This window comes from Leifsonia sp. NPDC056665 (genome assembly GCF_042791795.1).
Lineage (GTDB): Bacteria > Actinomycetota > Actinomycetes > Actinomycetales > Microbacteriaceae > Leifsonia.
In genome coordinates this window covers 112,087-134,577 of record NZ_JBHTXK010000010.1, presented here as the reverse complement: position 1 = coordinate 134,577, position 22,491 = coordinate 112,087, and the positions used below count along the sequence as shown (strand labels likewise).

At 70.6% G+C, this 22,491-nt stretch carries 20 protein-coding genes and 1 tRNA gene; 5 read left to right on the top strand and 16 right to left on the bottom strand.

Going from position 1 to position 22,491, the window contains the following annotated elements; genetic code table 11:
- Positions 1 to 98: 98 nt before the first annotated feature.
- The 10 genes from ACFQ9V_RS11770 to rplU form a co-directional block, all read right to left on the bottom strand.
- Positions 99 to 171: transfer RNA gene (locus ACFQ9V_RS11770), tRNA-Ala, on the bottom strand.
- Positions 172 to 295: 124 nt separating this feature from the next.
- Positions 296 to 670, bottom strand: coding sequence for a ribosome silencing factor (rsfS, locus tag ACFQ9V_RS11765; protein ID WP_382459332.1), 375 nt, complete (start codon positions 668 to 670; stop codon positions 296 to 298).
- Positions 671 to 719: 49 nt separating this feature from the next.
- On the bottom strand, positions 720 to 1,940 hold the full coding sequence (locus ACFQ9V_RS11760; protein ID WP_382459331.1) for a hypothetical protein: 1,221 nt from the start codon (positions 1,938 to 1,940) through the stop codon (positions 720 to 722).
- On the bottom strand, positions 1,937 to 2,539 hold the full coding sequence (gene nadD, locus ACFQ9V_RS11755; protein WP_370053088.1) for a nicotinate-nucleotide adenylyltransferase: 603 nt from the start codon (positions 2,537 to 2,539) through the stop codon (positions 1,937 to 1,939). The genes ACFQ9V_RS11760 and nadD overlap by 4 nt, the downstream gene beginning before the upstream one ends.
- A 20-nt stretch (positions 2,540 to 2,559) precedes the next feature.
- Positions 2,560 to 2,799 carry a hypothetical protein gene (locus ACFQ9V_RS11750; RefSeq protein WP_382459330.1) on the bottom strand — a complete coding sequence of 80 codons (240 nt, stop codon included), beginning with the start codon at positions 2,797 to 2,799 and terminating at the stop codon, positions 2,560 to 2,562.
- Positions 2,800 to 2,871: 72 nt separating this feature from the next.
- Positions 2,872 to 4,140, bottom strand: coding sequence for a glutamate-5-semialdehyde dehydrogenase (locus ACFQ9V_RS11745; protein WP_382459329.1), 1,269 nt, complete (start codon positions 4,138 to 4,140; stop codon positions 2,872 to 2,874).
- A 9-nt stretch (positions 4,141 to 4,149) separates the two neighbouring features.
- Entirely contained in the window at positions 4,150 to 4,998 is an 849-nt protein-coding gene (proB, locus tag ACFQ9V_RS11740; protein ID WP_382459328.1) for a glutamate 5-kinase, read from the bottom strand.
- On the bottom strand, positions 4,995 to 6,566 hold the full coding sequence (obgE, locus tag ACFQ9V_RS11735; RefSeq protein WP_382459327.1) for a GTPase ObgE: 1,572 nt from the start codon (positions 6,564 to 6,566) through the stop codon (positions 4,995 to 4,997). The genes proB and obgE overlap by 4 nt, the downstream gene beginning before the upstream one ends.
- An 82-nt stretch (positions 6,567 to 6,648) precedes the next feature.
- Complete coding sequence (gene rpmA / locus ACFQ9V_RS11730; RefSeq protein ID WP_369963520.1) at positions 6,649 to 6,906, bottom strand: 50S ribosomal protein L27; 258 nt, start codon at positions 6,904 to 6,906, stop codon at positions 6,649 to 6,651.
- A gap of 31 nt (positions 6,907 to 6,937) precedes the next feature.
- The gene (gene rplU, locus ACFQ9V_RS11725; protein WP_382459326.1) at positions 6,938 to 7,246 is read right to left on the bottom strand and encodes a 50S ribosomal protein L21; all 309 of its coding nucleotides are present in this window, start codon (positions 7,244 to 7,246) and stop codon (positions 6,938 to 6,940) included.
- Between the two features lie 259 nt (positions 7,247 to 7,505).
- Between rplU and ACFQ9V_RS11720 the strand changes: the two genes are divergently transcribed.
- Entirely contained in the window at positions 7,506 to 7,781 is a 276-nt protein-coding gene (locus tag ACFQ9V_RS11720) for a DUF4031 domain-containing protein (RefSeq protein WP_382459325.1), read from the top strand.
- 30 nt (positions 7,782 to 7,811) lie between these two features.
- Here the strand turns inward: ACFQ9V_RS11720 and ACFQ9V_RS11715 are convergent, their stop codons facing one another.
- The gene (locus ACFQ9V_RS11715) at positions 7,812 to 10,373 is read right to left on the bottom strand and encodes an Rne/Rng family ribonuclease (protein WP_382459324.1); all 2,562 of its coding nucleotides are present in this window, start codon (positions 10,371 to 10,373) and stop codon (positions 7,812 to 7,814) included.
- A 319-nt stretch (positions 10,374 to 10,692) separates the two neighbouring features.
- Between ACFQ9V_RS11715 and ACFQ9V_RS11710 the strand changes: the two genes are divergently transcribed.
- The gene (locus tag ACFQ9V_RS11710) at positions 10,693 to 11,337 is read left to right on the top strand and encodes a vitamin K epoxide reductase family protein (protein WP_382459323.1); all 645 of its coding nucleotides are present in this window, start codon (positions 10,693 to 10,695) and stop codon (positions 11,335 to 11,337) included.
- A 65-nt stretch (positions 11,338 to 11,402) separates the two neighbouring features.
- Here ACFQ9V_RS11710 and ndk read toward each other — a convergent pair whose 3' ends face one another.
- From ndk to ACFQ9V_RS11685, 5 genes are all read right to left on the bottom strand, one after another.
- A complete protein-coding gene (ndk, locus tag ACFQ9V_RS11705; protein ID WP_370053072.1) occupies positions 11,403 to 11,825 on the bottom strand; it encodes a nucleoside-diphosphate kinase in 423 nt (140 codons plus the stop codon).
- Positions 11,822 to 12,208 carry a DUF4233 domain-containing protein gene (locus ACFQ9V_RS11700; RefSeq protein WP_382459322.1) on the bottom strand — a complete coding sequence of 129 codons (387 nt, stop codon included), beginning with the start codon at positions 12,206 to 12,208 and terminating at the stop codon, positions 11,822 to 11,824. The genes ndk and ACFQ9V_RS11700 overlap by 4 nt, the downstream gene beginning before the upstream one ends.
- Positions 12,205 to 13,572, bottom strand: a complete 1,368-nt coding sequence (locus ACFQ9V_RS11695; RefSeq protein ID WP_382459321.1) for a bifunctional folylpolyglutamate synthase/dihydrofolate synthase — start codon at positions 13,570 to 13,572, stop codon at positions 12,205 to 12,207. The genes ACFQ9V_RS11700 and ACFQ9V_RS11695 overlap by 4 nt, the downstream gene beginning before the upstream one ends.
- On the bottom strand, positions 13,569 to 16,970 hold the full coding sequence (gene ileS / locus ACFQ9V_RS11690) for an isoleucine--tRNA ligase (protein ID WP_382459320.1): 3,402 nt from the start codon (positions 16,968 to 16,970) through the stop codon (positions 13,569 to 13,571). The genes ACFQ9V_RS11695 and ileS overlap by 4 nt, the downstream gene beginning before the upstream one ends.
- A gap of 218 nt (positions 16,971 to 17,188) precedes the next feature.
- The gene (locus ACFQ9V_RS11685) at positions 17,189 to 17,839 is read right to left on the bottom strand and encodes a TetR/AcrR family transcriptional regulator (RefSeq protein WP_382459319.1); all 651 of its coding nucleotides are present in this window, start codon (positions 17,837 to 17,839) and stop codon (positions 17,189 to 17,191) included.
- Between the two features lie 46 nt (positions 17,840 to 17,885).
- On the opposite strand from ACFQ9V_RS11685, the gene ACFQ9V_RS11680 reads away from it, so the two are divergent.
- The 3 genes from ACFQ9V_RS11680 to ACFQ9V_RS11670 all read left to right on the top strand — a co-directional run bounded on the left by ACFQ9V_RS11680 (position 17,886) and on the right by ACFQ9V_RS11670 (position 22,464).
- On the top strand, positions 17,886 to 19,253 hold the full coding sequence (locus tag ACFQ9V_RS11680) for an MFS transporter (protein ID WP_382459318.1): 1,368 nt from the start codon (positions 17,886 to 17,888) through the stop codon (positions 19,251 to 19,253).
- Positions 19,254 to 19,396: 143 nt separating this feature from the next.
- On the top strand, positions 19,397 to 22,021 hold the full coding sequence (valS, locus tag ACFQ9V_RS11675; protein WP_382459317.1) for a valine--tRNA ligase: 2,625 nt from the start codon (positions 19,397 to 19,399) through the stop codon (positions 22,019 to 22,021).
- Positions 22,018 to 22,464 (top strand): GNAT family N-acetyltransferase, encoded by a 447-nt coding sequence (locus ACFQ9V_RS11670; RefSeq protein WP_382459316.1) that lies wholly within the window; start codon positions 22,018 to 22,020, stop codon positions 22,462 to 22,464. Before valS ends, ACFQ9V_RS11670 begins: the two co-directional genes overlap by 4 nt.
- The last annotated feature ends 27 nt before the right edge of the window (positions 22,465 to 22,491 follow it).

The following is a 22,491-nucleotide window of genomic DNA, read 5'->3' as shown; positions in this document are numbered from 1 at the left end:
GGCGCAACCAACAGAGAGAGCCCGGCCGATGGCCGGGCTCTCTCTGAGTAACCAATGTCGCGACTCATCTGGAACATATGTCCCGACTCATCACACGGTGGATCTGAGGGGACTCGAACCCCTGACCCCCTGCATGCCATGCAGGTGCGCTACCAGCTGCGCCACAGACCCGTATTCAGTTTGTTCGCGTCGACCGGGCTCCCCCGGGCAACTCATCAAGCGTACTACACGCGGGCGGCGCAACGTAAATCGGTCGTGCAACCCGGGCGTGTGCGCGCCGTCTCCTCCGCGCTGTCTAATCCGCGCTGTGGACGGGCAGCTCGAGCGGGAGGACCGGGCAGTCCTTCCAGAGACGCTCGAGGGCGTAGTACATCCGGTCCTCCTCGTGGAAGACGTGCACCACCAGGTCGCCGAAGTCGAGGAGGATCCAGCGACCCTCCGACTTGCCCTCGCGGCGCAGCGTGCGGACGCCCGCGTCGTTCAGGCGGTCCTCCACCTCGCCGGCGATCGCGATCACGTTGCGCTCGACCGAGCCGGAGACCAGGAGGAAGGCGTCCGTCAGCGGCAGCGGGCCGGAGACGTCGAGCGCCACCAGATCGACGCCGCCCTTCGAGTCGGCGGCCTCGGCCGCGAGCTGGAGGATTTCCCGGGCATGCGGGGTTGCGGTCACAGAGAGTCCTTCGGGAGAGTGCGGGTCGAGAAAAGGCGTTCGCGGGTCATCAGAAGACGTGGAGCACGTACGCCGCGATCAGCAGGCCGATCACGCCGACGGCGAGAACACCCGCGGTCACCATGAGCACGACGGGGAGGGCGTTGCCGCGCTTCTTCGGCGGGGCGATCACGCCGCGCGTCGACGTGTGCGTGCTGATCGCGCGCGACGCGCGCACCGGCGCGACCTCGGAGGTGTTGAACTCGTTCTCCTCGCTGTCGAGGAGCCGGTCGATGTCCGAAGAGTCGATGCGGTCGTGGGCGCCGGTCGCCCCCAGCGTGCGCGGGAGGTCGATCGAGCCGGTGACGAGGATCTCGCCTGTGCTGGTCAGCGGGCCGGTCGCGTCCGCCTGCGGCAGCGACGGGAGGATGAGCGCGTTGGTCGTGGTGGCGGCGGTCGAATGGCCGACGTTGCGGGAGGTGATCGGCTCGGAGCCGTCCTCCAGCTCGGCCGCCGTCGACCAGTGTCCGGTCGGCGGCGTGAACGGACGGCGCTCCTGGGCGGAGACGTCCTCCGCCTCGGCGGGCACAGCGGCGGCAGCCGGAGCGGCGGCAGCCTGCGACCCGAAGCCGGTGAAGACGGACGTCGGAGAGGAGGTCACCGCGGTGTCGGCCTGCTTCGAAGCGGAAACCGGGGCCGCCTCATCGGTGAACGTCACGGGGACTATCGGCTCGGCGATGGCCGGCGAGTGGTTCGCCTGGTTCGCGGCCTGCGCCTGCAGCATCGCCCGCAGCTCGCGGCGGGTGAGCGTGCGCTCGCCGGTCGGGTCGGACTCGTCGTCCGACTCCGTGGCCGGGGTCGTGGTGATCTGCTGCGAGGTCGCGCGGACGGGGGCCGACGCGGAACCGGGCAGCACGGACATCGGCTGCGTGACCGGCTCGGGCTTGGACGGGTCAGGCGCCTGACGGAACAGGTCGAACGAGGAGGCGTCGGCGCTGGGGTCGGCGGCCGGACGCTGCGGGGCGCTGAACAGGAGGTTGTCGAAGCTGCCGCCCGACGAGACGCCGGGCTCGGCGAACGCCGAGGCGGGGATGGCGGGAGCCTGCTCCTCGTCCGTGGGCTGAACGCCGGGGGTCGACGACGTCTCGGGGATCTCCCCCGCTGGGGTCGCCTCGGAGGTGCCCGCACGGCGCGACGCTTGACGAGCCGCCGTACGCTCACTCTCTCTGGCCTGTCGCCGTGTCTGCAGCGGCTGGCTCGCTTCCGCTGGCTGTTCAGGCCATGACGTCATTCCACGCTCCGATACAAGTGATGTTTGGAGATGTACTGGACCACCCCGTCGGGGACGAGGTACCAGACGGGGAATCCCCTGCTCACCCGGCTCCGGCAGTCGGTGGACGAGATCGCCAGGGCCGGAACTTCCAACAAGCTTACGTCCTGTTTCGGCAATCCAGAAATATTGAGGTCGTGTCCCGGACGACTCACAGCAACGAAGTGCGCGAGCTTCCACAGCTCGTCGAAATCGCGCCAGCTCAGGATCTGCGCGATGGCGTCGGCGCCGGTGATGAAGAAGAACTCCGCGTCCGGTCGCTCCCGGCGCAGATCGCGGAGGGTGTCGATCGTGTAGGTGGGCCCGACGCGGTCGACGTCCACCCGGCTGACGGTGAACCGCGGGTTGGAGGCCGTCGCGATCACCGTCATCAGATAGCGGTGCTCGGCGGTCGTGACCTCGCCCTTCTGCCAGGGCTGGCCGGTCGGCACGAAGACGACCTCGTCGAGGTCGAACGACTGCGCGACCTCGCTCGCGGCGACCAGGTGGCCGTGATGGATCGGATCGAACGTGCCGCCCATCACGCCGATGCGTGGACGGCTCTTCTCGGTCAGCTCCATGTGCTGCGGTCGGTGTGGCCTCAGTGCCCCTGGGTCGGGTGACCGGAGCCGTGGTGGGTGGCGCCGGGGGCTGCGGCGTGCGACGCGGCGTCGGGCGTCGAGCGGTGGGCGTGGCGGTTGGCCACGTCGCGGAAGCTGAACATGACACCGAGCAGGCACAGGAAGGTGACGATCGCGATCGTGCCGTAGGCCCAGGTGGGAATGGGCAGCGCGACGTGGGTCTCCGCGGCCGCGGCGATGATGGTCGTCAACTGGGACATCGGTGGTGTTCCTTTCGGGGCGCTGTGGTGAAGGCGCGGTGGCGCGAGGCCGTTTCTCAGTCTAGCGGTCGTTCAGCCGCGGATCTGGCCGGACCCGCGCACGATCCACTTGGTGCTCGTCAGCTCGGGCAGCCCCATCGGGCCGCGCGCGTGCAGCTTCTGGGTGGAGATGCCGACCTCCGCGCCGAAGCCGAACTCGCCGCCGTCGGTGAACCGGGTGGAGGCGTTGACCATGACGACCGCCGAGTCGACCTCCGCGAGGAAGCGGTCGGCGTTGCCGAGGTCGTTGGTGACGATCGCCTCGGTGTGCTGCGTGGAGTACCGGCGGATGTGGGCGATCGCGGCGTCGAGGTCGTCCACGACGCGCACCGAGATGTCGAGGCTCATGTGCTCTGTCGCGTAGTCCTCGTCCGTGACCGGGACGCCGCCGGGGGCGTACGGCAGCGCGATCTCGTCGGCGTGGATCATGACGCCGGCCTCCGCGAGCGCGCCGAGCACGGCGGGCAGCAGGCGTGCAGCGGCGTTCCGGTGCACGAGCAGGGTCTCCACGGCGTTGCAGACGCTGGGACGCTGGACCTTGGCGTTGCGGACGATGTCGACCGCCCAGTCCTCGCGCGCGCTCTCGTCCAGCACGATGTGGACGACGCCGGCGCCGGTCTCGATCACCGGGACGCTCGACTGCGTGACGACGGCCTGGATGAGGTCGGCGCTCCCCCGCGGGATCAGCACATCGACCAGGCCGCGGGCGCGCATCAGCTCGTTCGCGCCGTCGCGGCCGAACTGGTCGATGGTCTGCGCGGCGTCGGCCGGGAGGCCGGCGCTCGCGAGGGCGTCGCGGACGACCCCCACGAGCACGGCGTTGGTGTTGAGTGCCGCGGTGCCCCCGCGCAGCACGACGGCGTTGCCGCTCTTGATCGCGAGCGACGCGATGTCGATGGTGACGTTCGGCCTGGCCTCGTAGATCGCGCCCACCACGCCGAACGGCACGCGGGTCTGGGCGATCTTCACGCCGATCGGGAGGTCGCTGCCGCGCACCACCTGGCCGACCGGGTCGGTGAGCCCGACGACCTCCAGCACCGCGTCGGCGAGGCCCTGCAGCCGGGCCGGGGTCAGCGTGAGCCGGTCGAGCAGGCCGGCGGAGAGCCCGTTCTCACGCCCGTTGGCGAGGTCGAGCTCGTTGGCGGCGAGGATGCTCTGCTCGGCGGCGACGACACCGTCGGCGATGGCGCGCAGCGCCGCGTTCTTCTGCTCGGTCGTCGCGGTCGCCAGCGGCAGCGACGCGGCCTTGGCCGCACTCAGGCGATCAGCGAGCGAGGTGGGGGCGGCGACGGTCGAGGACATGGGTCAAGTCTAGGCGGTGGCGGGTTGCGCAGCCTCGGGGTCGTGCGCCGGAGCGGGGGCCGCCACGGCGTCCGAGCTGGGCGCGGGAGCGAACCACGTGCCGACGGTCTCGCCGCGCAGTGCCTCCGACACGAGGGTCGTCGCCGTGAGGATGACGGCAGTCCCGCGCTCGGCGGCCTGGCGCGCGGCCGACACCTTGGTCAGCGCTCCCCCGGTGCCGACCCCGGACAGCCCGGTGGAGCCGATCTCGACGCCCGCGAGCTCGTCCTGCCAGCCGACGTGCCCGATGCGCTCGGCGCCGGGCTCCTGCGGGGGCTTCGTGTAGAGCGCGTCCACGTCCGAGAGCAGGACGAGGAGGTCGGCCTCCACCAGCAGCGCCACCAGCGCGGCGAGCCGGTCGTTGTCGCCGAACCGGATCTCATGGGTGGCCACGGTGTCGTTCTCGTTGACGATGGGCAGGATGCGCAGGTCGAGCAGCCGTTCCATCGCGCGCTTGGCGTTGCTGCGGTGGGTCGGGTTCTCCATGTCCCCCGCGGTGAGCAGCACCTGCCCGGCGACGATCTCGTACCGGTCCAGGCTGTCTTGGTACCGGTAGATGAGCACGTTCTGGCCGACGGCGGCCGCCGCCTGCTGGGTGGCCAGGTCGGTCGGGCGACCGTCCAGCGAGAGGTACGGGAGGCCGGTGGCGATCGCGCCGGAGGACACCAGGATGACCTGTGAGCCGCGGCCGTGGGCCTCGGCGAGGGCGTCGACGAGCGGGGCGATCTGCCCTGCGTTGTCGCCGCTGATCGACGACGAGCCGACCTTGACGACGATCCGTCGGGCGGTGGGGACCTGGGCGCGCTCGTCGATCGTCATTCCTTGCCCGTCCCGCCTTCCGCCTCACCCCGGGATCCGGAGTCCTGGCCGTCGTAGTCGTCGTAGTCGTCGTCCTGCCAGAGGCCGGCCTCCTTCTCGCGGAGGAGCTCGGCGCGGGCCTCGGCCTTGCCGTCCATCCGTTCGAAGTAGTCCTCGCGGCGCTGGTTGCGGGTGGGGCGTGCGCTCGCGTCGATGCGCACGTCCGTGCCGCGCGGCGAGGCGATCAGCTCGGCCGTGGAGGTCAGCGTGGGCTCCCAGTCGAAGACCACGCCGTTGTCGCGGCCGATCACCACGGTGGAGCCGGCGACGGCGCCCGCGGTGAACAGGCGGTCCTCGACGCCCAGCTTGGCGAGGCGGTCGGCCAGGTAGCCGACGGCCTCGTCGTTGGCGAAGTCGGTCTGGGCGACCCAGCGCTCGGGCTTCGCGCCGAGGATGCGGTAGACGGGGCCGTCCGAGCCGCCCTCGACCTTGACCGTGAAGCCGGAGTCGTTGACGGCCTTGGGCCGGATGACGATGCGGGGGCGGATCTCCGCCTCGGCGGCCTCGGCGGCGCGAGCCTCCTCGACCAGCTCGGCCAGCGCGAACGACAGCGCGCGCAGGCCCTCGTGGCTGACGCTGGAGATCTCGAACACGCGGTAACCGCGGGCCTCCAGGTCCGGACGGACGAACTCGGCCAGCTCGCGGCCCTCCGGAACGTCGATCTTGTTGAGCGCGATGAGCTGCGGGCGCTCCAGCAGCGGAACCTGGCCCTCGGGAACCGGGTAGGCGGCGAGCTCCCCGCGGATGACCTCCAGGTCGGTCAGCGGGTCGCGGCCGGGCTCCAGCGTGGCGCAGTCGAGCACGTGCAGGAGGGCGGAGCAGCGCTCCACGTGACGCAGGAACTCCAGGCCGAGGCCACGGCCCTCGCTCGCGCCCTCGATGAGGCCGGGGACGTCGGCGACCGTGTAGCGCACGTCGCCCGCCTGCACGACGCCGAGGTTGGGGTGCAGTGTGGTGAACGGGTAGTCCGCGATCTTCGGCTTGGCCGCCGAGAGCGCGGCGATCAGGCTCGACTTGCCCGCGGACGGGTAGCCGACGAGCGCGACGTCGGCGACGGTCTTCAGCTCCAGGAGGACGTCGCCCTCCCAGCCGGGCGTGCCGAGCAGTGCGAACCCGGGCGCCTTGCGCTTGGTGGTGGCCAGCGCGGCGTTGCCGAGACCGCCGAGACCGCCGGCGGCGACGACGAAGCGCATGCCGGGCTCGGTGAGGTCGACGAGCTCCTCGCCGTCGGGCGCCTTGACCACGGTGCCGACCGGGACAGGCAGCTCCAGCTCGACCCCGGTGTAGCCGCTGCGGTGGTCGCCCATCCCGAAGCCGCCGTTGTCGCTGGAGCGGTGCGGTGCGCGGTGGTAGCCGAGCAGGGTGGTGACCTGCGGGTCGGCCACGAGCACGATGTCGCCGCCGTTGCCGCCGTTGCCGCCGTCGGGGCCGGCGAGCGGCTTGAACTTCTCGCGGCGGACCGAGACGCACCCGTTTCCGCCGTTGCCCGCGCGCAGATGCAATGTCACGCGGTCCACGAACGTGGCCATGGGTGCTCCTCTAGATCGGTGAAACGACGGATGGGCGGGCCGAAGCCCGCCCATCCGTGAAGTGCTGTCGTGGGGGTGAGGCTCAGGCCTCGACGGCCACGATGTTGACGACCTTGCGGCCGCCCTTGGTGCCGAACTCGACCGCGCCGGCCTCCAGGGCGAACAGCGTGTCGTCGCCACCGCGGCCGACGTTGGCGCCCGGGTGGAAGTGCGTGCCGCGCTGGCGGACCAGGATCTCGCCGGCGTTGACGGTCTGGCCGCCGAAGCGCTTCACGCCGAGGCGCTGCGCGTTGGAGTCACGACCGTTGCGAGTGGAGCTCGCGCCCTTTTTGTGTGCCATGTCTTCTTCTCCTCGAGAGGTTCTCTGTCGGCTACTTGATGCCGGTGATCTTGACGCGCGTGAGCTCCTGACGGTGGCCCTGGCGCTTCTTGTAGCCGGTCTTGTTCTTGAACTTCTGGATGTGGATCTTGGGGCCGCGCAGGTCATTGAGGACCTCGGCGGTCACCGTCACCTTGGCGAGGGACTTCGCGTCGGAGGTGATCTTGTCACCGTCGACGAGCAGGACGGCGGCCAACTCGACGTTGCCGTCCTTGTCGGCCTTGATGCGGTCCATCGTCACGATGGTGCCGACCTCGACCTTCTCCTGCCGGCCACCGGCGCGCACAACTGCGTAAACCACTTTCACGTACCTTTTCGTCGGGGATCAGCTCCCCCGGCGAAGCCGTGGACCTGTCCTGCTCTTGTTTGTTCAGGGAGTTACTGGCGAGCTCTCGCCCGCCGATGGCGGCGGGTGGCTCTCAGAAAACCGTGGAGGTGTACCAAGCTACCGGCACACACCAACGGTCAACTTTACCCGACGCTGCACGACCCGTCAATTCAGCGAGGGAGCGTCGAGACCGACCGGAACCCTGGACGGGACCGGTTCCTACAATCATTGTATGACGGTCCTGATCGATCCCCCGGCATGGCCCGCCCACGGCATGTTGTGGTCGCACCTGGTCAGCGACTCCTCGCTGGACGAGCTGCACGCCTTCGCCGCCGCGGCGGACATCCCGGCGCGCGCGTTCGACCTCGACCACTACGACGTGCCTGACCGCCGCTACGACGAGCTCGTGGCGGCGGGAGCGGTGGCGGTCGGAGGCAAGGAACTGGTCGCCCGGCTCATCGCCAGCGGCCTGCGCGTGCGGGCGCGCGACCGCGTGCGCCGTCACTGACCAGGTCGGCGACGGCGCACGGGAGGCGGATCAGTCCTCGCGGGACTCCCCGGCGATCTGGCCGCCGGTGATGACGGCCGTGCTCGCGCGGCGGCTGCCGCGGCTGCGGCCCTGGCCCGGCGCCTTCGGCTGCGGGAGCGAGTCCAGCACGGAGTCGAGCAGCAGCTCGGTCTCCACCGCGGTCGCGACCGGTGCGTGCGCCGCCGGAACGGTCGGCTCGGGAAGATCGATCATCGGGAAGTCCAGGTGCGGGTGCTCGTCGGCGGCCGGAGCGGACTGCTGCGCAGCCACCGGCTCGGCGGGAGCCTCAGCAGCCGCGGCCGGGGTCTCGGCCGGACGCTGCTCGTCGCGCGGGCCCTTGCCCTTGCGGCGGCGCTTCTTGGGCGCTGCGTCGGCGGCCGGCACCTCGGGGGCAGGCGCGGCCTGAGCGGCCGGGGCGGCCTCCCCTTCCTGGTGCGGCTGGCCCTCGTGGTGCGGGTGGATGGTCGAGGCCGCGATCTGCGCGAGTGCGTTCTTGGCGTCGTCCGTGATCGCGTGCGTGCCGCTGGTGTGCGCCGCGCCGGCCTGCTGCTGGCCTCCGCCGTTGCCGTTGCCGTTCGCGTTGCCGCCACGGCCGCGACGGCGCTCGCTCTGCGGCTGCTGCTGCGGCTGGCGGTGCTTCACGACCGGGTCGTGGTGCACGATCACGCCGCGGCCGGCGCAGACCTCGCAGGCCTCGCTGAAGGTCTCCAGGAGGCCGAGGCCGAGCTTCTTGCGGGTCATCTGGACGAGACCGAGCGAGGTGACCTCCGCCACCTGGTGCTTGGTCCGGTCGCGGCTCAGGCACTCGATGAGGCGACGCAGCACCAGGTCGCGGTTCGACTCCAGAACCATGTCGATGAAGTCGACGACGATGATGCCGCCGATGTCGCGCAGCCGGAGCTGGCGGACGATCTCCTCCGCGGCCTCCAGGTTGTTCTTGGTGACCGTCTCCTCGAGGTTGCCGCCCGAGCCGACGAACTTGCCGGTGTTGACGTCGACCACGGTCATGGCCTCTGTGCGGTCGATGACCAGCGAGCCGCCCGAGGGCAGCCAGACCTTGCGCTCCAGCGCCTTCTCGATCTGCTCGGTGATGCGGAACTCGTCGAACGCGTCGCGGTCGCCGGTGTAGGCCTCCACGCGGTCGATCAGGTCGGGGGCGACCTGGCGCAGGTAGCTCTCGATCGTCTGGCGCGCGTCATCGCCGGCGATGACCAGCTTCTGGAAGTCCTCGTTGAAGACGTCGCGGATGATCTTGATCAGGAGGTCGGGCTCGCTGTGCAGTAGCGCGGGCGCCTGCTGCGTCTCGACCTGGCGGCTGATGTCCGCCCACTGCGCCGTGAGGCGGGTGACGTCGAGGGTGAGCTGCTCCTCGGTGGCGCCCTCGGCGGCCGTGCGCACGATGACGCCGGCGCTCTCCGGGAGCACCTCTTTGAGGATCTTCTTGAGCCGCGAGCGCTCGGTGTCGGGCAGCTTGCGGCTGATCCCGTTCATGGAGCCGTTCGGCACGTACACGAGGTAGCGGCCGGGCAGCGAGATCTGGCTGGTCAGGCGCGCGCCCTTGTGGCCGATCGGGTCCTTGGTGACCTGGACGAGCACGCGGTCGCCCGCCTTGAGGGCCAGCTCGATGCGGCGCGGCTGGTTGCCCGTCTCGACGGCGTCCCAGTCGACCTCGCCGGAGTAGAGCACGGCGTTGCGGCCGCGGCCGATGTCGACGAAGGCCGCCTCCATGCTCGGCAGCACGTTCTGCACGCGGCCGAGGTAAACGTTGCCGATGAGGGAGGCCTCCTGCGACCGGGCGACGTAGTGCTCGACCAGGACCTTGTCCTCGAGCACGCCGATCTGGATGCGGCCGCCCTTCGAGCGGACGACCATCTGCCGGTCGACGGACTCGCGGCGCGCCAGGAACTCCGCCTCGGTGATGACCGGGCGGCGGCGTCCGGCGTCGCGGCCGTCGCGGCGGCGCTGCTTCTTCGCCTCCAGGCGGGTCGAGCCCTTGACCTTCTGCGGCTCGGTGATCAGCTCCGGCTCGCGCGGCGTGCGGACCTTGACGACGGTGTTCGCCGGGTCGTTCGCCTCGGTGCGGCCGTTCTCGCCCGCACGGCGGCGCGAGCGGCGGCGCATGGTGCCGGTCGGCTCCTCGTCCGGGAGCGGGGGCAGCGGCAGGATGTCAGGGGCCTGGAAAAGCAGCGTTGTCGGCGGCAGGCCGGGGATGACGGCGCCTGCCGCCTCCAGCTCGTCGTCGTGGCGCTCCGGCAGGGCGGGAGGCTCGTGGCCGTCGGCGGCGAGCGTCGCGACGTCGACGGCGGAGGCGACGGCCTCCGCCGGCTCCTCGGTGACGGCGACCGTCACGTCGGTCGCGGACTCCTCTGCGCCGTCCACCTGCTCGGCGCCGTCGACCTGCTCCGCGACGACATCCTGCTCGGCGATCTCGCGCTCACCGGCGAACACGGGCGTCTCGGCGGTCCCGGCAGGACGGGTCACCCGTCTGCTGCCGAAGATGCCACGGCGCCTGCGTCCTCCCGTTCCCTGATCGTTGCTGTTCGTGCTGTCGATATTCTCGTTTTCCACCATCGCTGGTGCACTCCTCGACCGGTGGCGGCAACCCGCTCGCCGGGTACTCTCCGTCGGAGGCGCCGCTCGCGGCGCCTGCCGTGATCCTGGCTCGGACTGCCGGTGCTCGTGGCACCTGCGTCCGGCTCTCCGTTGTCTTGTGCCGGCCTGCATGGCCGGCTGTTCATTCGGGCGCACCTGGCGCCCTCAAGCCTTCTGTTCGCGTCGGCCGGCGTAGTGCCGGGACGACGTATCCAATGATTATCGCATGTCGAGGGCCCTGGACCGGCGCAACCCGCGTTCACAGAAGGGGCGCGCCGCGTCATGCCATAATCCGACTGTGCCTGCCTCGAAGACCGCGACCGCCGACAAGACGACCGATCACGCTCCCGCGGCGTACCGCCGCCCGACCGCACTGGCGATCTTCCTGATCGTCGCCGGGCTCATCGGCTTCTGGGCCGCGTTCATGCTGACGGAGGACAAGTTCCACCTGCTCGCGAACCCGAACGCCCAACTCTCCTGCAACTTCAACGTGCTCGTCGGCTGCGGCAAGAACCTGAACTCGTGGCAGGGCTCGCTCCTCGGCTTCCCGAACCCGCTCCTCGGCCTCGCCGGCTGGACCGCGACCATCGCGGTCGGCGTCGGCCTGTTCGCCGCCGGGCGCTTCGCCCGCTGGTACTGGATCGCGTTCAACGTCGGCGTCCTGCTCGCGCTTGTGCTGGTGATCTTCCTCATCACCCAGTCGCTGACCGTGCTCAACGTGCTCTGCCCCTGGTGCATGGTCACCTGGACGGTCACCATCCCCACCTTCTGGGCGGTGACGCTGTACAACCTCAAGGAGGGGCACATCCCGGTGCCCGAGCGTGCGCGCCGGTTCTTCGGCACGCTCTACAGCTGGGTGCCGCTGATCACGATCGTCAGCTACGCGATCGTCGCGGTGCTGGCCCAGATCCAGCTCGACTGGATCCACCGCGCGTTCGTCTGATCCGCCCGATCACGCAGAACGGCTCCCGGCCATGAGGCCGGGAGCCGTTCTCGTTCGGTGGGCGCTCAGTCGAACCAGAGCGCGAGCTCGCGCTGCGCCGACTCGGGCGAGTCGGAGCCGTGCACCAGGTTCTGCTGCACCTTGAGGCCCCAGTCGCGGGCCAGGTCGCCCCGGATCGTGCCGGGCAGCGCGGTGGTCGGGTCCGTGGCGCCGGCGAGCGAGCGGAAGCCCTCGATCACGCGGTTGCCCGCGACGCGCAGGGCGACGACGGGGCCGGACTCCATGAACTCCACGAGCGGCTCGTAGAAGGGCTTGCCCTCGTGCTCGGCGTAGTGCTTGGCGAGCAGCTCGCGGTCGGCCTGCAGCATGCGGAGGTCGACGAGCGAGTAGCCCTTGGCCTCGATGCGGCGCAGGATCTCGCCCGTGAGGTTGCGGGCGACTCCGTCGGGCTTGACGAGGACGAGGGTCTCTTCGACGGCGGTGGTCATCTGGTCTCCGTTCGGTTGTTCCGGTCGATGTTGTTCCGGTCGATGCGGGAGGCGACGATCATGCAGTAGGTCCACATGGCCGTGAAGATCGCCCCCACGATGAAGAAGGCGGGCTGGAGGAAGCCGGCGGCGACGACCAGGAGCTGGACGATCCAGCCGAGGACGACGCCGACGCGATTCCGCATCAGCCCGATGGCCGCGATCATCAGCACGACGACGAGCGCTCCCCCGCCGAGCGCGGCCCACGCCGGCAGGGCGTTCAGCCCGAAGAGCACGAGCGCGCCGAGGAAGACAACGATCAGCTCGAAGCCGAGCACGATCGAGCCGAGGCTCTCGCGCAGGGAGCGCTGCCGGCGGGGGCGCGGCTGCTTGGCGTCGCTCACGCGGTCGCGTCCTTCCAGCCCTGCTCGTCGGCGTACGCCATCGCGGCGCCGACCAGCACGATGGAGCCGGTGACCACGACGGCGCGGCGCGGCTCCTCGCCCGCCCACTCGCGGGCGGCCTCCAGGGCGTCCAGGCCGTCGCTGTAGACGATCGTCGCCTCGTCGCCTGCCTCCTCGCGCACGATGTCGCCGAGGTCGTCGGCGGGCAGGGCGCGGTCGGACGCGGGCTCCGTCACGAAGAACTGCGACGCGACCGGGGTGAGGGCGCGGATGACGCCGCGGGCGTCCTTGTCGCCCAGGCTGCCGACCACGAACGCGAGCTCGTCGAAGTCGAAGTACCGGCGCATGGCGTCCGCGAGGGTCGCGGCGCCCGCCGGGTTGTGGGCGGCGTCGACCAGGATGGTCGGATCGACCCCGATGAGCTGCAGGCGGCCGGGCGAGGTCGCGGTGGCGAAGCCCTCCTCCACCAGGTCCGACTTGAGCGGCTGGGTGCCGCGGCCGAGGAACGTCTCGACCGCCGCGATCGCCACCGCGGCGTTCTGCGCCTGGTGGTCGCCGTACAGCGGGAGGAAGACGTCCTCGTAGGTGGCCGCGCGGCCGCGCACGGTGACGAGCTGGCCGCCCACGGCGACCTGCGTGCTCACCACGTCGAACGCCTGCGGCTGGGCCGCGAGGGTCGACTCGGTCAGCCGCGCGGCCTCCTCGAGCTCGGTCATGGCCTCCGGGGCCTGCGCCGAGGTCACGACGTCGGCGGACGGCTTGATGATGCCCGACTTCGTGCGCGCGATCTCGCGGACGGTGCCGCCGAGCTGCTTGGTGTGGTCGAGCGAGATGGGCGTGAAGACGGCCACTTGGCCGTCGCCGACGTTGGTGGAGTCCCACTCGCCGCCCATGCCGACCTCGATCACGGCGACGTCCACGGGAGCATCGGCGAAGGCGGCGAACGCCAGCGCGGTCAGCGCCTCGAAGAAGGTCAGCGGCGCTTTGCCCTGCTCCTGCAGCTCGGCGTCGACGATCTCCAGATACGGACGCACGTCCTCCCAGTTGCTCACCAGGGCCTCGTCGGAGATCGGCACGCCGTCGATCATGATGCGCTCGTTGAAGCGCACCAGGTGCGGGCTGGTCAGCAGACCCGTGCGCAGGCCGTAGGCACGGAGGATGCTCTCGGCGATGCGGCTGGTCGAGGTCTTCCCGTTCGTCCCGGTGATGTGGATGATCGGGTACGCCCGCTGCGGGTCGCCCAGCAGCTCCACGGCGCGACGGGTCGCGTCGAGGCGGCGCTCGGGGGCGCCCTCGCCGACGCGGGCGAGGAGGGCCTGGTAGACGGCCTCGGCCTCCTCGCGCAGCTCGTCGTCGTCGGTCATCGGGTCACCTCCACCTTCGTCACGCCGACAGTGAACCGGCCCGCGTTCGCGTACAGTCCTGCGGCGAAGTCCTTGCTGAAGTCGTCGCGGCCGTCGGCGGAGCGGTCGCCCGCCGAGACGAACTCGAACTCCAGCGCCAGGGTCTCGGCCGCGATGTCGACGGCCTCGCCCGCGAGCGCGATGGCCGCCACGTCGTCGTCGTGCTCGAACGCGACGCTCAGCTCGATCCGGTCGCTCACGTCGAGCCCGGCGGCCTTGCGGGTGTCCTGCACGGCGCGGATGACGTCGCGGGCCAGGCCCTCGGCCTCCAGCGCCGGCGTCGTGGCCGTGTCGAGGAGGACGAAGCCGCCGCCGGGCAGCAGCGCGAGCGCCGAGGTGGCCTCGTCGTCGGCCTGAGCGGTCTCCAGGACCAGTTGGTACTCGCCCTCGACCAGCTCCACGCCGCCCACCGTAACGACTCCGTCGTGCTCCGACCAGTCGCCGGAGCGGGCGGCCTGGATGACCTGCTGCACCTGCTTGCCGAGGCGCGGGCCCGCTGCGCGGGCGTTCACGGTCAGCTTGCTGGTGATGCCGTAGGCGTCCGCGCTGTCGTCGGCGAGCTCGACCAGCTCGACCGCCTTGACGTTGAGCTCGTCGCGCAGGATGCCCTCGAACGGCCGCAGGGCGTCCGCGCCGGCCGCGACCACGGTCAGCGCCGCGAGCGGCAGGCGCACGCGGCGGCCGGACTGCTTGCGCAGCGAGAGCGCGGTCGAGCTGATCGCGCGGATGCGGTCCATCGCGTCGACGAGCGCGTCGTCGGCCGGGAACTCCGCCGCCTCAGGCCAGTCGGCGAGGTGCACGCTGCGGCCTCCGGTGAGGTCCTTCCAGATGCGCTCGCTGACCAGCGGGAGCAGCGGGGCGGCGACCCGGGTCAGGGTCTCCAGCACCGTGTAGAGGGTGTCGAACGCCTCGGCGCCCGAGCCGTCCTCGGCCACGCCGGTCCAGAACCGGTCGCGCGAGCGGCGCACGTACCAGTTGGTGAGCACGTCCGAGAAGTCGCGCAGCTTGGCCGCGGCGAGCGTCGAGTCGAGCCCCTCCAGGTCGGCGGTCACGGCCTCCACCAGATCGCGCGCCTTGGCGAGCAGGTAGCGGTCGAGCACGTCGGTGGACGCCGTCGAGCGCGTCGCCTCGTAGCCGGTGGCGTTCGCGTACAGGGAGAAGAAGTACCACGTGCTCCAGAGCGGCAGCAGCACCTGGCGGACGCCCTCGCGGATGCCCTCCTCCGTGACGATGAGGTTGCCGCCGCGCAGCACGGGGCTCGACATCAGGAACCAGCGCATCGCGTCGGAGCCGTCGCGGTCGAAGACCTCGTTGACGTCCGGGTAGTTGCGCAGCGACTTGGACATCTTCTGGCCGTCGCTGCCGAGCACGATGCCGTGCGAGATCACGTTCGTGAAGGCGGGGCGGTCGAACAGGGCGGTACCCAGGGTGTGCAGGAGGTAGAACCAGCCGCGGGTCTGCCCGATGTACTCCACGATGAAGTCGGCCGGGTTGTGGCTGTCGAACCAGTCGTGGTTCTCGAACGGGTAGTGCACCTGCGCGAACGGCATCGAGCCGGAGTCGAACCAGACGTCGAGCACGTCCGGGATGCGGCGCATGGTCGAGCGGCCGGACGGGTCGTCGGGGTTCGGCCGGGTCAGCTCGTCGATGAACGGGCGGTGCAGGTCGGGCTCGCCCGCGGCGTTGACCGGCAGCCTGCCGAAGTCGCGCTCCAGCTCCTCCAGCGAGCCGTAGACGTCGACGCGCGGGAACTCCGGGTCGTCGCTCTTCCAGACCGGGATCGGCGAGCCGAAGTAGCGGTTGCGCGAGACGGACCAGTCCCGGGCGCCGGCGAGCCACTTGCCGAACTGGCCGTCCTTGACGTTCTCCGGCACCCAGTTGATGCCCTGGTTGAGCTCCACCATGCGGTCGCGGAACTCCGTCACGCGCACGAACCAGCTCGACACCGCCTTGTAGATCAGCGGGTTGCGGCAGCGCCAGCAGTGCGGGTACGAGTGCTCGTAGCTCGCCTGGCGCAGCAGCCGGCCGTCCTCGCGCAGCAGCGTCGTCAGCGGCTTGTTCGCCTCGAAGACCTGGAGGCCGGCGACGTCCTGCACCTCGGCGAGGAACCGAGCGCCGTCGTCCACCGAGATGATGACGGGGATGCCGGCCGCCTCGCAGACGCGCTGGTCGTCCTCGCCGTAGGCGGGGGCCTGGTGGACGATGCCGGTGCCGTCCTCGGTGGTCACGTAGTCGTCGACGAGGATCTGCCACGCGTTCTGCGTGCCGAACTTCTCGGTGTCGGCGTAGTAGTCCCAGAGCCGGTCGTAGGTGACGCCCTCCAGCTCGCGTCCTGCGACCGTGCGGCTGACCGCCTCGCGCGCGGCCTCCGGGGAGCCGTAGCCGAGGTCTTTCGCGTAGTTGCCGACGAGATCGACCGCCAGCAGGTACTCGCCGCTCAGCGAGTCCTCCTCGCGCAGCCCGGCGCTGTGCCGGCCGCTCGCCCGTCCGTGCACGTCCGCCGCGCCGTTGGGGCCGGCGGGGACGACGGCGTACTCGATGTCCGGCCCGACGACGAGCGCCAGGTTGGTCGGCAGGGTCCACGGCGTCGTCGTCCAGGCCAGCGCCCGGACGCCGGTGAGGCCGAGGGCCTCCGCCTTCGCGCCGGTGAGCGGGAAGGTGACGGTGACCGTCTGGTCCTGACGCATCTTGTAGACGTCGTCGTCCATGCGCAGCTCGTGGTTCGACAGCGGGGTCTGGTCGCGCCAGCAGTACGGCAGCACGCGGTGGCCCTCGTAGGCGAGCCCCTTCTCGTGGAGCTGCTTGAACGCCCAGATCACCGACTCCATGTAGGAGGTGTCGAGCGTCTTGTAGTCGTTGTCGAAGTCGACCCAGCGCGCCTGGCGGGTGACGTACTCCTGCCACTCGCGCGTGTAGCGCAGCACGGAGTCCTTCGCGGCCTGGTTGAAGGCGGCGAGGCCCATCTCCTCGATCTGGCTCTTGTCGGTGATGCCGAGCTGCCGCTCCGCCTCCAGCTCGGCCGGGAGTCCGTGGGTGTCCCAGCCGAACCGGCGCTCGACCTTCTTGCCGCGCATCGTCTGGAAGCGCGGGAAGACGTCCTTGGCGTAGCCGGTCAGCAGGTGGCCGTAGTGCGGGAGGCCGTTGGCGAACGGCGGGCCGTCGTAGAAGACCCACTCGGGCTCGCCCTCGCGGTTCTCGACCGAGGCGCGGAAGGTGCCGTCCTCCGCCCAGAAGGCGAGGACGTCGGTCTCGATCTCCGGGAAGGCCGGGGAGGGCGTGACGTCCTGGGGACGGCGCTGTTCGGCGTCGGGTCCCGTGGGCTCGGGCGCACCGTCCGGTGCGGACTTGGGGTACGGCATCTCTCTCCTGGCAGTCGTCATCTGCACGAGGACGCCGGGCGCTCGCACGCCCGTCGCGGTACCACCCCGCTTGCCCCCTCCGCCTGCGGCGCCGGATGAAGCCTCTCGTTCTGCGGCTGTGACGGGCCTGCCCCGTTCGGTTCTAGTGAGCGGGCGAGGGCCCGCCGTTCTTCCGAAGACTCGCCGGTGATAGCCGGGTCGACGTCGTTCGCACCATTCTATCGGTTCGCGAGCGCCGCCGCGAAGCCGGCGCACACCGGCTCGACGGCGTCCCGGACGATGGGTGTCAGCGGGCCGCGGCCGACGCCGGCGCGGGCCCAGACGCCCGCCGCCGCGACCGCCGCTCCGACGACCGCCGTGGCCGCCGCCCGCGGCAGCAGGCCGTCCGCGTCGTCGCCCGACCTCCGGGCGATCGCGACCGCCACCTGACGCACGACGGACAGGAAGCGCGGCAGGGCGGAGGCCTGCAGCTCGGCGTCGGTGCCCATCAGCTCCACTTGCGTCACCGCGAGCGGCAACCGCTCCGGCCCGAAGCCGTCGGCCAGGCGGAGGACCGCGGCGAGCACGGCCGCCATCGGCTCCACGTCGTCGTCGGCGTGGGCGAGCATGGCGGGGAACGCCGCCAGGGACTCGTCGACCTCCAGCCAGAGCAGGTCGCTCTTAGCGGAGAAGTAGTTGAAGAACGTCGCCCGGCTCACCCCGGCACGGCGCGCGATGTCGTCGACGGTCGTCCCGGCGTAGGTCTGCTCGAGGAACAGCTCGCCCGCCGCCTCGGCCAGCATGCCGCGCGAGGAGGCGCGGGGCCGGCCGGATCCGGGGGCGCCCTGGCCGTCGGAATGCCGCGGTGTCACGATGCGTTGTCTCCTCACGCCTAATATTGGACCCGGTTCAAATACCCCCGTCAGAAGGACACCAGTGACCTCCACCCCCACGCTCGCGGTCAACGAGACCGATCGCCCTGGCATCACGCCGGGCACCGCTCGCCGCGTCGCCATCGCATCGTTCGTCGGGACCTCCCTCGAATCGTACGACTTCTACCTCTACGCGTACTTCGCCGCCTTCTTCGTCGGCCCGCTGTTCTTCACCCCGCTGGGCGCGTTCGGCGGCGTGCTCGCCGGCTTCCTGGCCATCGCCGCGGGCTTCGTGATCCGCCCGGTCGGCGCTGTGGTCTTCGGCCACCTGGGCGACCGCATCGGCCGCCGGCCGGTGCTGCTGATGACGATCCTCCTGATGGGGATCTCCACCGGCCTCGTCGGCCTCCTGCCGACCTATGCGGCCGCAGGCTGGTTCGGCGGCGTCGCCCTCATCGTCCTGCGCCTCGTGCAGGGCCTGTCGCTCGGCGGCGAGTGGGGCGGCTCCATCCTGCTGGCCACCGAGTACGCCAACCCGAAGCGCCGCGGCTTCTACGCCGCACTCCCCCAGCTCGGCTCCCCCGTCGGCTCGATCCTCAGCGCCGTCGTCTTCATCGTGCTGACGCTGACGATGTCGCCGGCCGACATCGCCTCGTGGGGCTGGCGCATCCCGTTCCTCACGGCCTTCCCGCTGCTGCTGGTCTCGCTCTACCTGCGCTGGTCGATCGACGAGACCCCGGTGTTCCGCAAGCTCGTCGAGACCGGCCGTCGCGACCGCTTCCCGGTCCTCGACGTCTTCACCAAGGCGCCTGTCGCGTTCGTGATCGCGATCGGCGCCGCCGTCCTCGGCATCGGCTCGTACTCGCTGATGAACACCTACATGGTCGACTACGGCACCGCCGTGCTCGGGTTCAAGTTCCAGGATCTGCTTGTGGCGACCACGATCGGCGGGCTGCTCCAGCTCGTCACGATCCCGCTGTTCGGGCTGTGGGCCGCGAAGATCGGCTCGGCCCGCGTCGTCGCCATCGGCGCGATCGGCACGCTCGTCGTCGCGTTCCCGATGTACTTCCTGCTGCAGAGCGCGTCATTCGGCGTGCTCGTGGCCAGCATGATCATCGGCGGAATCCTGCCCACCCTGTCGTGGGCCGGCCTCGGCGGACTGATGTCCGACCTGTTCCCGAGCCCGATCCGCTACAGCGCGCTCTCGGTCGCGTACAGCGTCGCCGCGCTGGTCACCTCCTTCGTGCCCACGCTGACGCTCGTCTTCGGGCAGGCCGTCCACAACGCCTGGTGGCACCCGGGCGTCGTGCTCGCGGTCATGTCGGTCATCACGCTGGTCGCCGCGTGGGCGGCGCCCCGCCGCCGGCCGGTCATCGACGAGGGCACCGCCGACGCCCAGTCCGTCGAAGCCGTGGAGGCCGCAGCCGCCTGACCCGCGAAGGGCACGTTGTTGTCGCTTTTCGAGCCCGAAAGTGACAACGACGTGCCCTTCGGCGTGCTCCGGTACGCTTTAACGCGACCCACACACTTAGGCACCCCGTTGACACGGTGCCGCACATATCGAATCGGAGAGCCATGACCGCCGCGAACCCCGTGCCCGACAAGCCAGCACTCGAAGGCCTGGAGGCCGTCTGGGGCGGTCGCTGGCAGCAGGACGGCACCTTCGAATTCGATCGGGACGGCGCCCTCGCCGCCGGCCGCGCCGCGATCTACTCGATCGACACTCCGCCGCCCACGGCCTCCGGCTCCCTCCACATCGGGCACGTGTTCAGCTACACGCACACCGACATCGTCGCCCGCTTCCAGCGGATGCGCGGCAAGCGCGTCTTCTACCCGATGGGCTGGGACGACAACGGCCTGCCCACCGAGCGGCGCGTGCAGAACTACTACGGCGTGCGCTGCGACCCGTCGCTCCCCTACGAGGCCGAGTTCGTGCCCCCGTACGAGGGCGGCGACAACAAGAGCGCCAAGGCGGCCGACCAGAAGCCGATCTCCCGCCGCAACTTCATCGAGCTGTGCGAGCGACTGACCGTGGAGGACGAGAAGCAGTTCGAGGCGCTCTGGCGCACCCTCGGCCTGTCCGTCGACTGGTCGCAGACCTACCGGACCATCGGCCGGGAGGCGCTGCACACCTCGCAGCTCGCATTCGTCCGCAACGTCGCCCGCGGCGAGGCCTACCAGGCGCTCGCCCCCACGCTCTGGGACATCACCTTCCGCACCGCCGTCGCCCAGGCCGAGCTGGAGGACCGCGAGCAGCCGAGCGCCTACCACCGCGTCGGCTTCCACGGCGCCGACGGCCCGATCTACATCGAGACCACCCGTCCCGAGCTGCTGCCCGCGTGCGTGGCGCTCGTGGCGCACCCGGACGACGAGCGCTACCAGCCGCTGTTCGGCACGACCGTGCGGACCCCCGTGTTCGGCGTCGATGTGCCCGTGGTCGCGCACCACCTCGCCCAGCCCGACAAGGGCACCGGCATCGCCATGATCTGCACCTTCGGCGACATCACCGACGTGACCTGGTGGCGGGAGCTCGACCTCCCGAACCGGGCGATCATCGGCTTCGACGGCCGCATCCAGACCGAGCCGCCCGCGGCGATCGAGAGCCACGAGGGCCGCGAGGCCTACGCCCAGCTCGCCGGCAAGACCGTGTTCTCGGCCAAGCAGGCCGTCGTGGAGCTGCTGCGCGTCTCCGGCGACATGGTCGGCGAGCCGAAGCCCATCCAGCACCCGGTCAAGTTCTTCGAGAAGGGCGACAAGCCGCTCGAGATCGTCTCGACCCGCCAGTGGTACGTCAAGAACGGCGCCCGCGACGAGAAGCTGCGCGAACGCCTCATCGAGCTCGGCCGCAGCCTCGACTGGCACCCCGACTTCATGCGCATCCGCTACGAGAACTGGGTCAACGGCCTCACCGGCGACTGGCTCATCTCGCGCCAGCGCTTCTTCGGCGTGCCGATCCCGGTCTGGTACCCGCTCGACGGCGTGGGCAACCCGCTGTTCGACCAGCCGATCCTGCCGGCGGAGGACAGCCTCCCTGTCGACCCGTCCTCCGACGCAGCGCCCGGGTTCCAGGAGTCGCAGCGCGGGCAGGCAGGCGGCTTCGTCGGCGAGCACGACGTGATGGACACCTGGATGACCTCCTCGCTCACCCCGCAGCTCGCGGGCGGCTGGGTGGACGACCCCGAGCTGTTCCAGACGGTCTACCCGTTCGACCTGCGCCCGCAGGGCCAGGACATCATCCGCACCTGGCTGTTCTCGACGGTGCTGCGCTCGCAGCTCGAGCACGGCGTCGCGCCGTGGTCCAACGCCGCGATCTCCGGGTTCATCGTGGACCCCGACCGCAAGAAGATGTCCAAGTCCAAGGGCAACGTCGTCACGCCGGCCGACATCCTGGAGAAGCACGGCTCCGACGCCGTGCGCTACTGGGCTGCCTCGTCGCGGCTCGGCACCGACGCGTCCTTCGACCCGCAGAACCCCACCCAGATCAAGATCGGCCGCCGCCTGGCGATCAAGCTGCTCAACGCGGCGAAGTTCATCCACGGCTTCGACGCCCCGGAGTCGCTCGACCTCGCCCAGGTGACAGCGCCGCTCGACCGCAGCATGCTGCAGCAGCTCGCCGACGTGGTCACCGACGCCACCACCGCGCTCGAGAACTACGACCACGCCCGCGCGCTGGAGACGGCCGAGACGTTCTTCTGGACGTTCTGCGACGACTACCTGGAGCTGGTCAAGGAGCGTGCCTACGGCGAGCACAACGCCGCCCAGGTCTCCGCGGTGGTCGCCCTCCGCACGGCCCTGTCGGCGTTCCTGCGCCTGTTCGCGCCTGTGCTGCCGTTCGCGTCCGAGGAGGCGTGGAGCTGGTCGGAGACCGGATCCGTGCACCTCGCGCCCTGGCCGCAGGCCGGAGAGGTCGCCGGCACCGGAGACAACGGGAACTGGGCCGACACCCGTGCGGTCCTCACCGTCGTCGGCCGCGCCCTGACCGGCATCCGCGGAGCCAAGACGGCCGCCAAGGCCTCCCAGCGCACCCCCGTCGACTCGGCCGTCATCGGCGCGCCGACCGACGAGCTGGCGGCCATCGAGTCGGCCTCCGCCGACCTGGCTTCGGTGGGCAGAATCGCAGAACTGCGTTTCGTAGCCGCCGACACGCTCGAAGTGACCGATATCCTCCTTGCGCAGACGCTGAGCGAGGAGGAACGATGACGGCTGACGTTCGGCGCGTGGAGGACAACGAGTTCTTCACCTGGCTCGACCTCTACGCCGGGTACGGCGAGTTCTACGAGACCCCCGTGACGGACGAGAAGGCCCTCCTCGTGTGGAGCTGGATCACCGACACGGAGAACAGCCTCGAGGCCTACTTCGCGGTCGACGCGGAGGGCGCCCCGATCGGCCTGGCCCACGTGCGCGAGTTCGCCCGCCCACTCGACGGCAGTACCGGTCTCTACCTGGACGACTTGTTCGTCCTCCCGGACGCGCGAGGCGAGGGCGCGGGCACCGCACTCCTCGAAAAGCTCCGCAGCCTGGCCCAGGAGCGCGGGCTGTCCGTGGTCCGCTGGATCACCGCGAAGGACAACCAGACGGCCCGCCGCCTCTACGATCGGATGGCGGAGAAGACGAAGTGGGTCACCTACGATCTCGTTCCCTGAACGGGTCCGCGATAGGGTCGATACGAC

What these genes read in the sequence shown, in the direction of transcription:
- ACFQ9V_RS11760 (WP_382459331.1), bottom strand. Translation starts at nt 1,940, where the DNA reads ATGACGTCATGGCCTGAACAGCCAGCGGAAGCGAGCCAGCCGCTGCAG.
- nadD (WP_370053088.1), bottom strand. Translation starts at nt 2,539, where the DNA reads ATGGAGCTGACCGAGAAGAGCCGTCCACGCATCGGCGTGATGGGCGGC.
- ACFQ9V_RS11750 (WP_382459330.1), bottom strand. Translation starts at nt 2,799, where the DNA reads ATGTCCCAGTTGACGACCATCATCGCCGCGGCCGCGGAGACCCACGTC.
- ACFQ9V_RS11745 (WP_382459329.1), bottom strand. Translation starts at nt 4,140, where the DNA reads ATGTCCTCGACCGTCGCCGCCCCCACCTCGCTCGCTGATCGCCTGAGT.
- proB (WP_382459328.1), bottom strand. Translation starts at nt 4,998, where the DNA reads ATGACGATCGACGAGCGCGCCCAGGTCCCCACCGCCCGACGGATCGTC.
- obgE (WP_382459327.1), bottom strand. Translation starts at nt 6,566, where the DNA reads ATGGCCACGTTCGTGGACCGCGTGACATTGCATCTGCGCGCGGGCAAC.
- rpmA (WP_369963520.1), bottom strand. Translation starts at nt 6,906, where the DNA reads ATGGCACACAAAAAGGGCGCGAGCTCCACTCGCAACGGTCGTGACTCC.
- ACFQ9V_RS11720 (WP_382459325.1), top strand. Translation starts at nt 7,506, where the DNA reads ATGACGGTCCTGATCGATCCCCCGGCATGGCCCGCCCACGGCATGTTG.
- ACFQ9V_RS11715 (WP_382459324.1), bottom strand. Translation starts at nt 10,373, where the DNA reads ATGGTGGAAAACGAGAATATCGACAGCACGAACAGCAACGATCAGGGA.
- ndk (WP_370053072.1), bottom strand. Translation starts at nt 11,825, where the DNA reads ATGACCACCGCCGTCGAAGAGACCCTCGTCCTCGTCAAGCCCGACGGA.
- ACFQ9V_RS11695 (WP_382459321.1), bottom strand. Translation starts at nt 13,572, where the DNA reads ATGACCGACGACGACGAGCTGCGCGAGGAGGCCGAGGCCGTCTACCAG.
- ileS (WP_382459320.1), bottom strand. Translation starts at nt 16,970, where the DNA reads ATGCCGTACCCCAAGTCCGCACCGGACGGTGCGCCCGAGCCCACGGGA.
- valS (WP_382459317.1), top strand. Translation starts at nt 19,397, where the DNA reads ATGACCGCCGCGAACCCCGTGCCCGACAAGCCAGCACTCGAAGGCCTG.
- ACFQ9V_RS11670 (WP_382459316.1), top strand. Translation starts at nt 22,018, where the DNA reads ATGACGGCTGACGTTCGGCGCGTGGAGGACAACGAGTTCTTCACCTGG.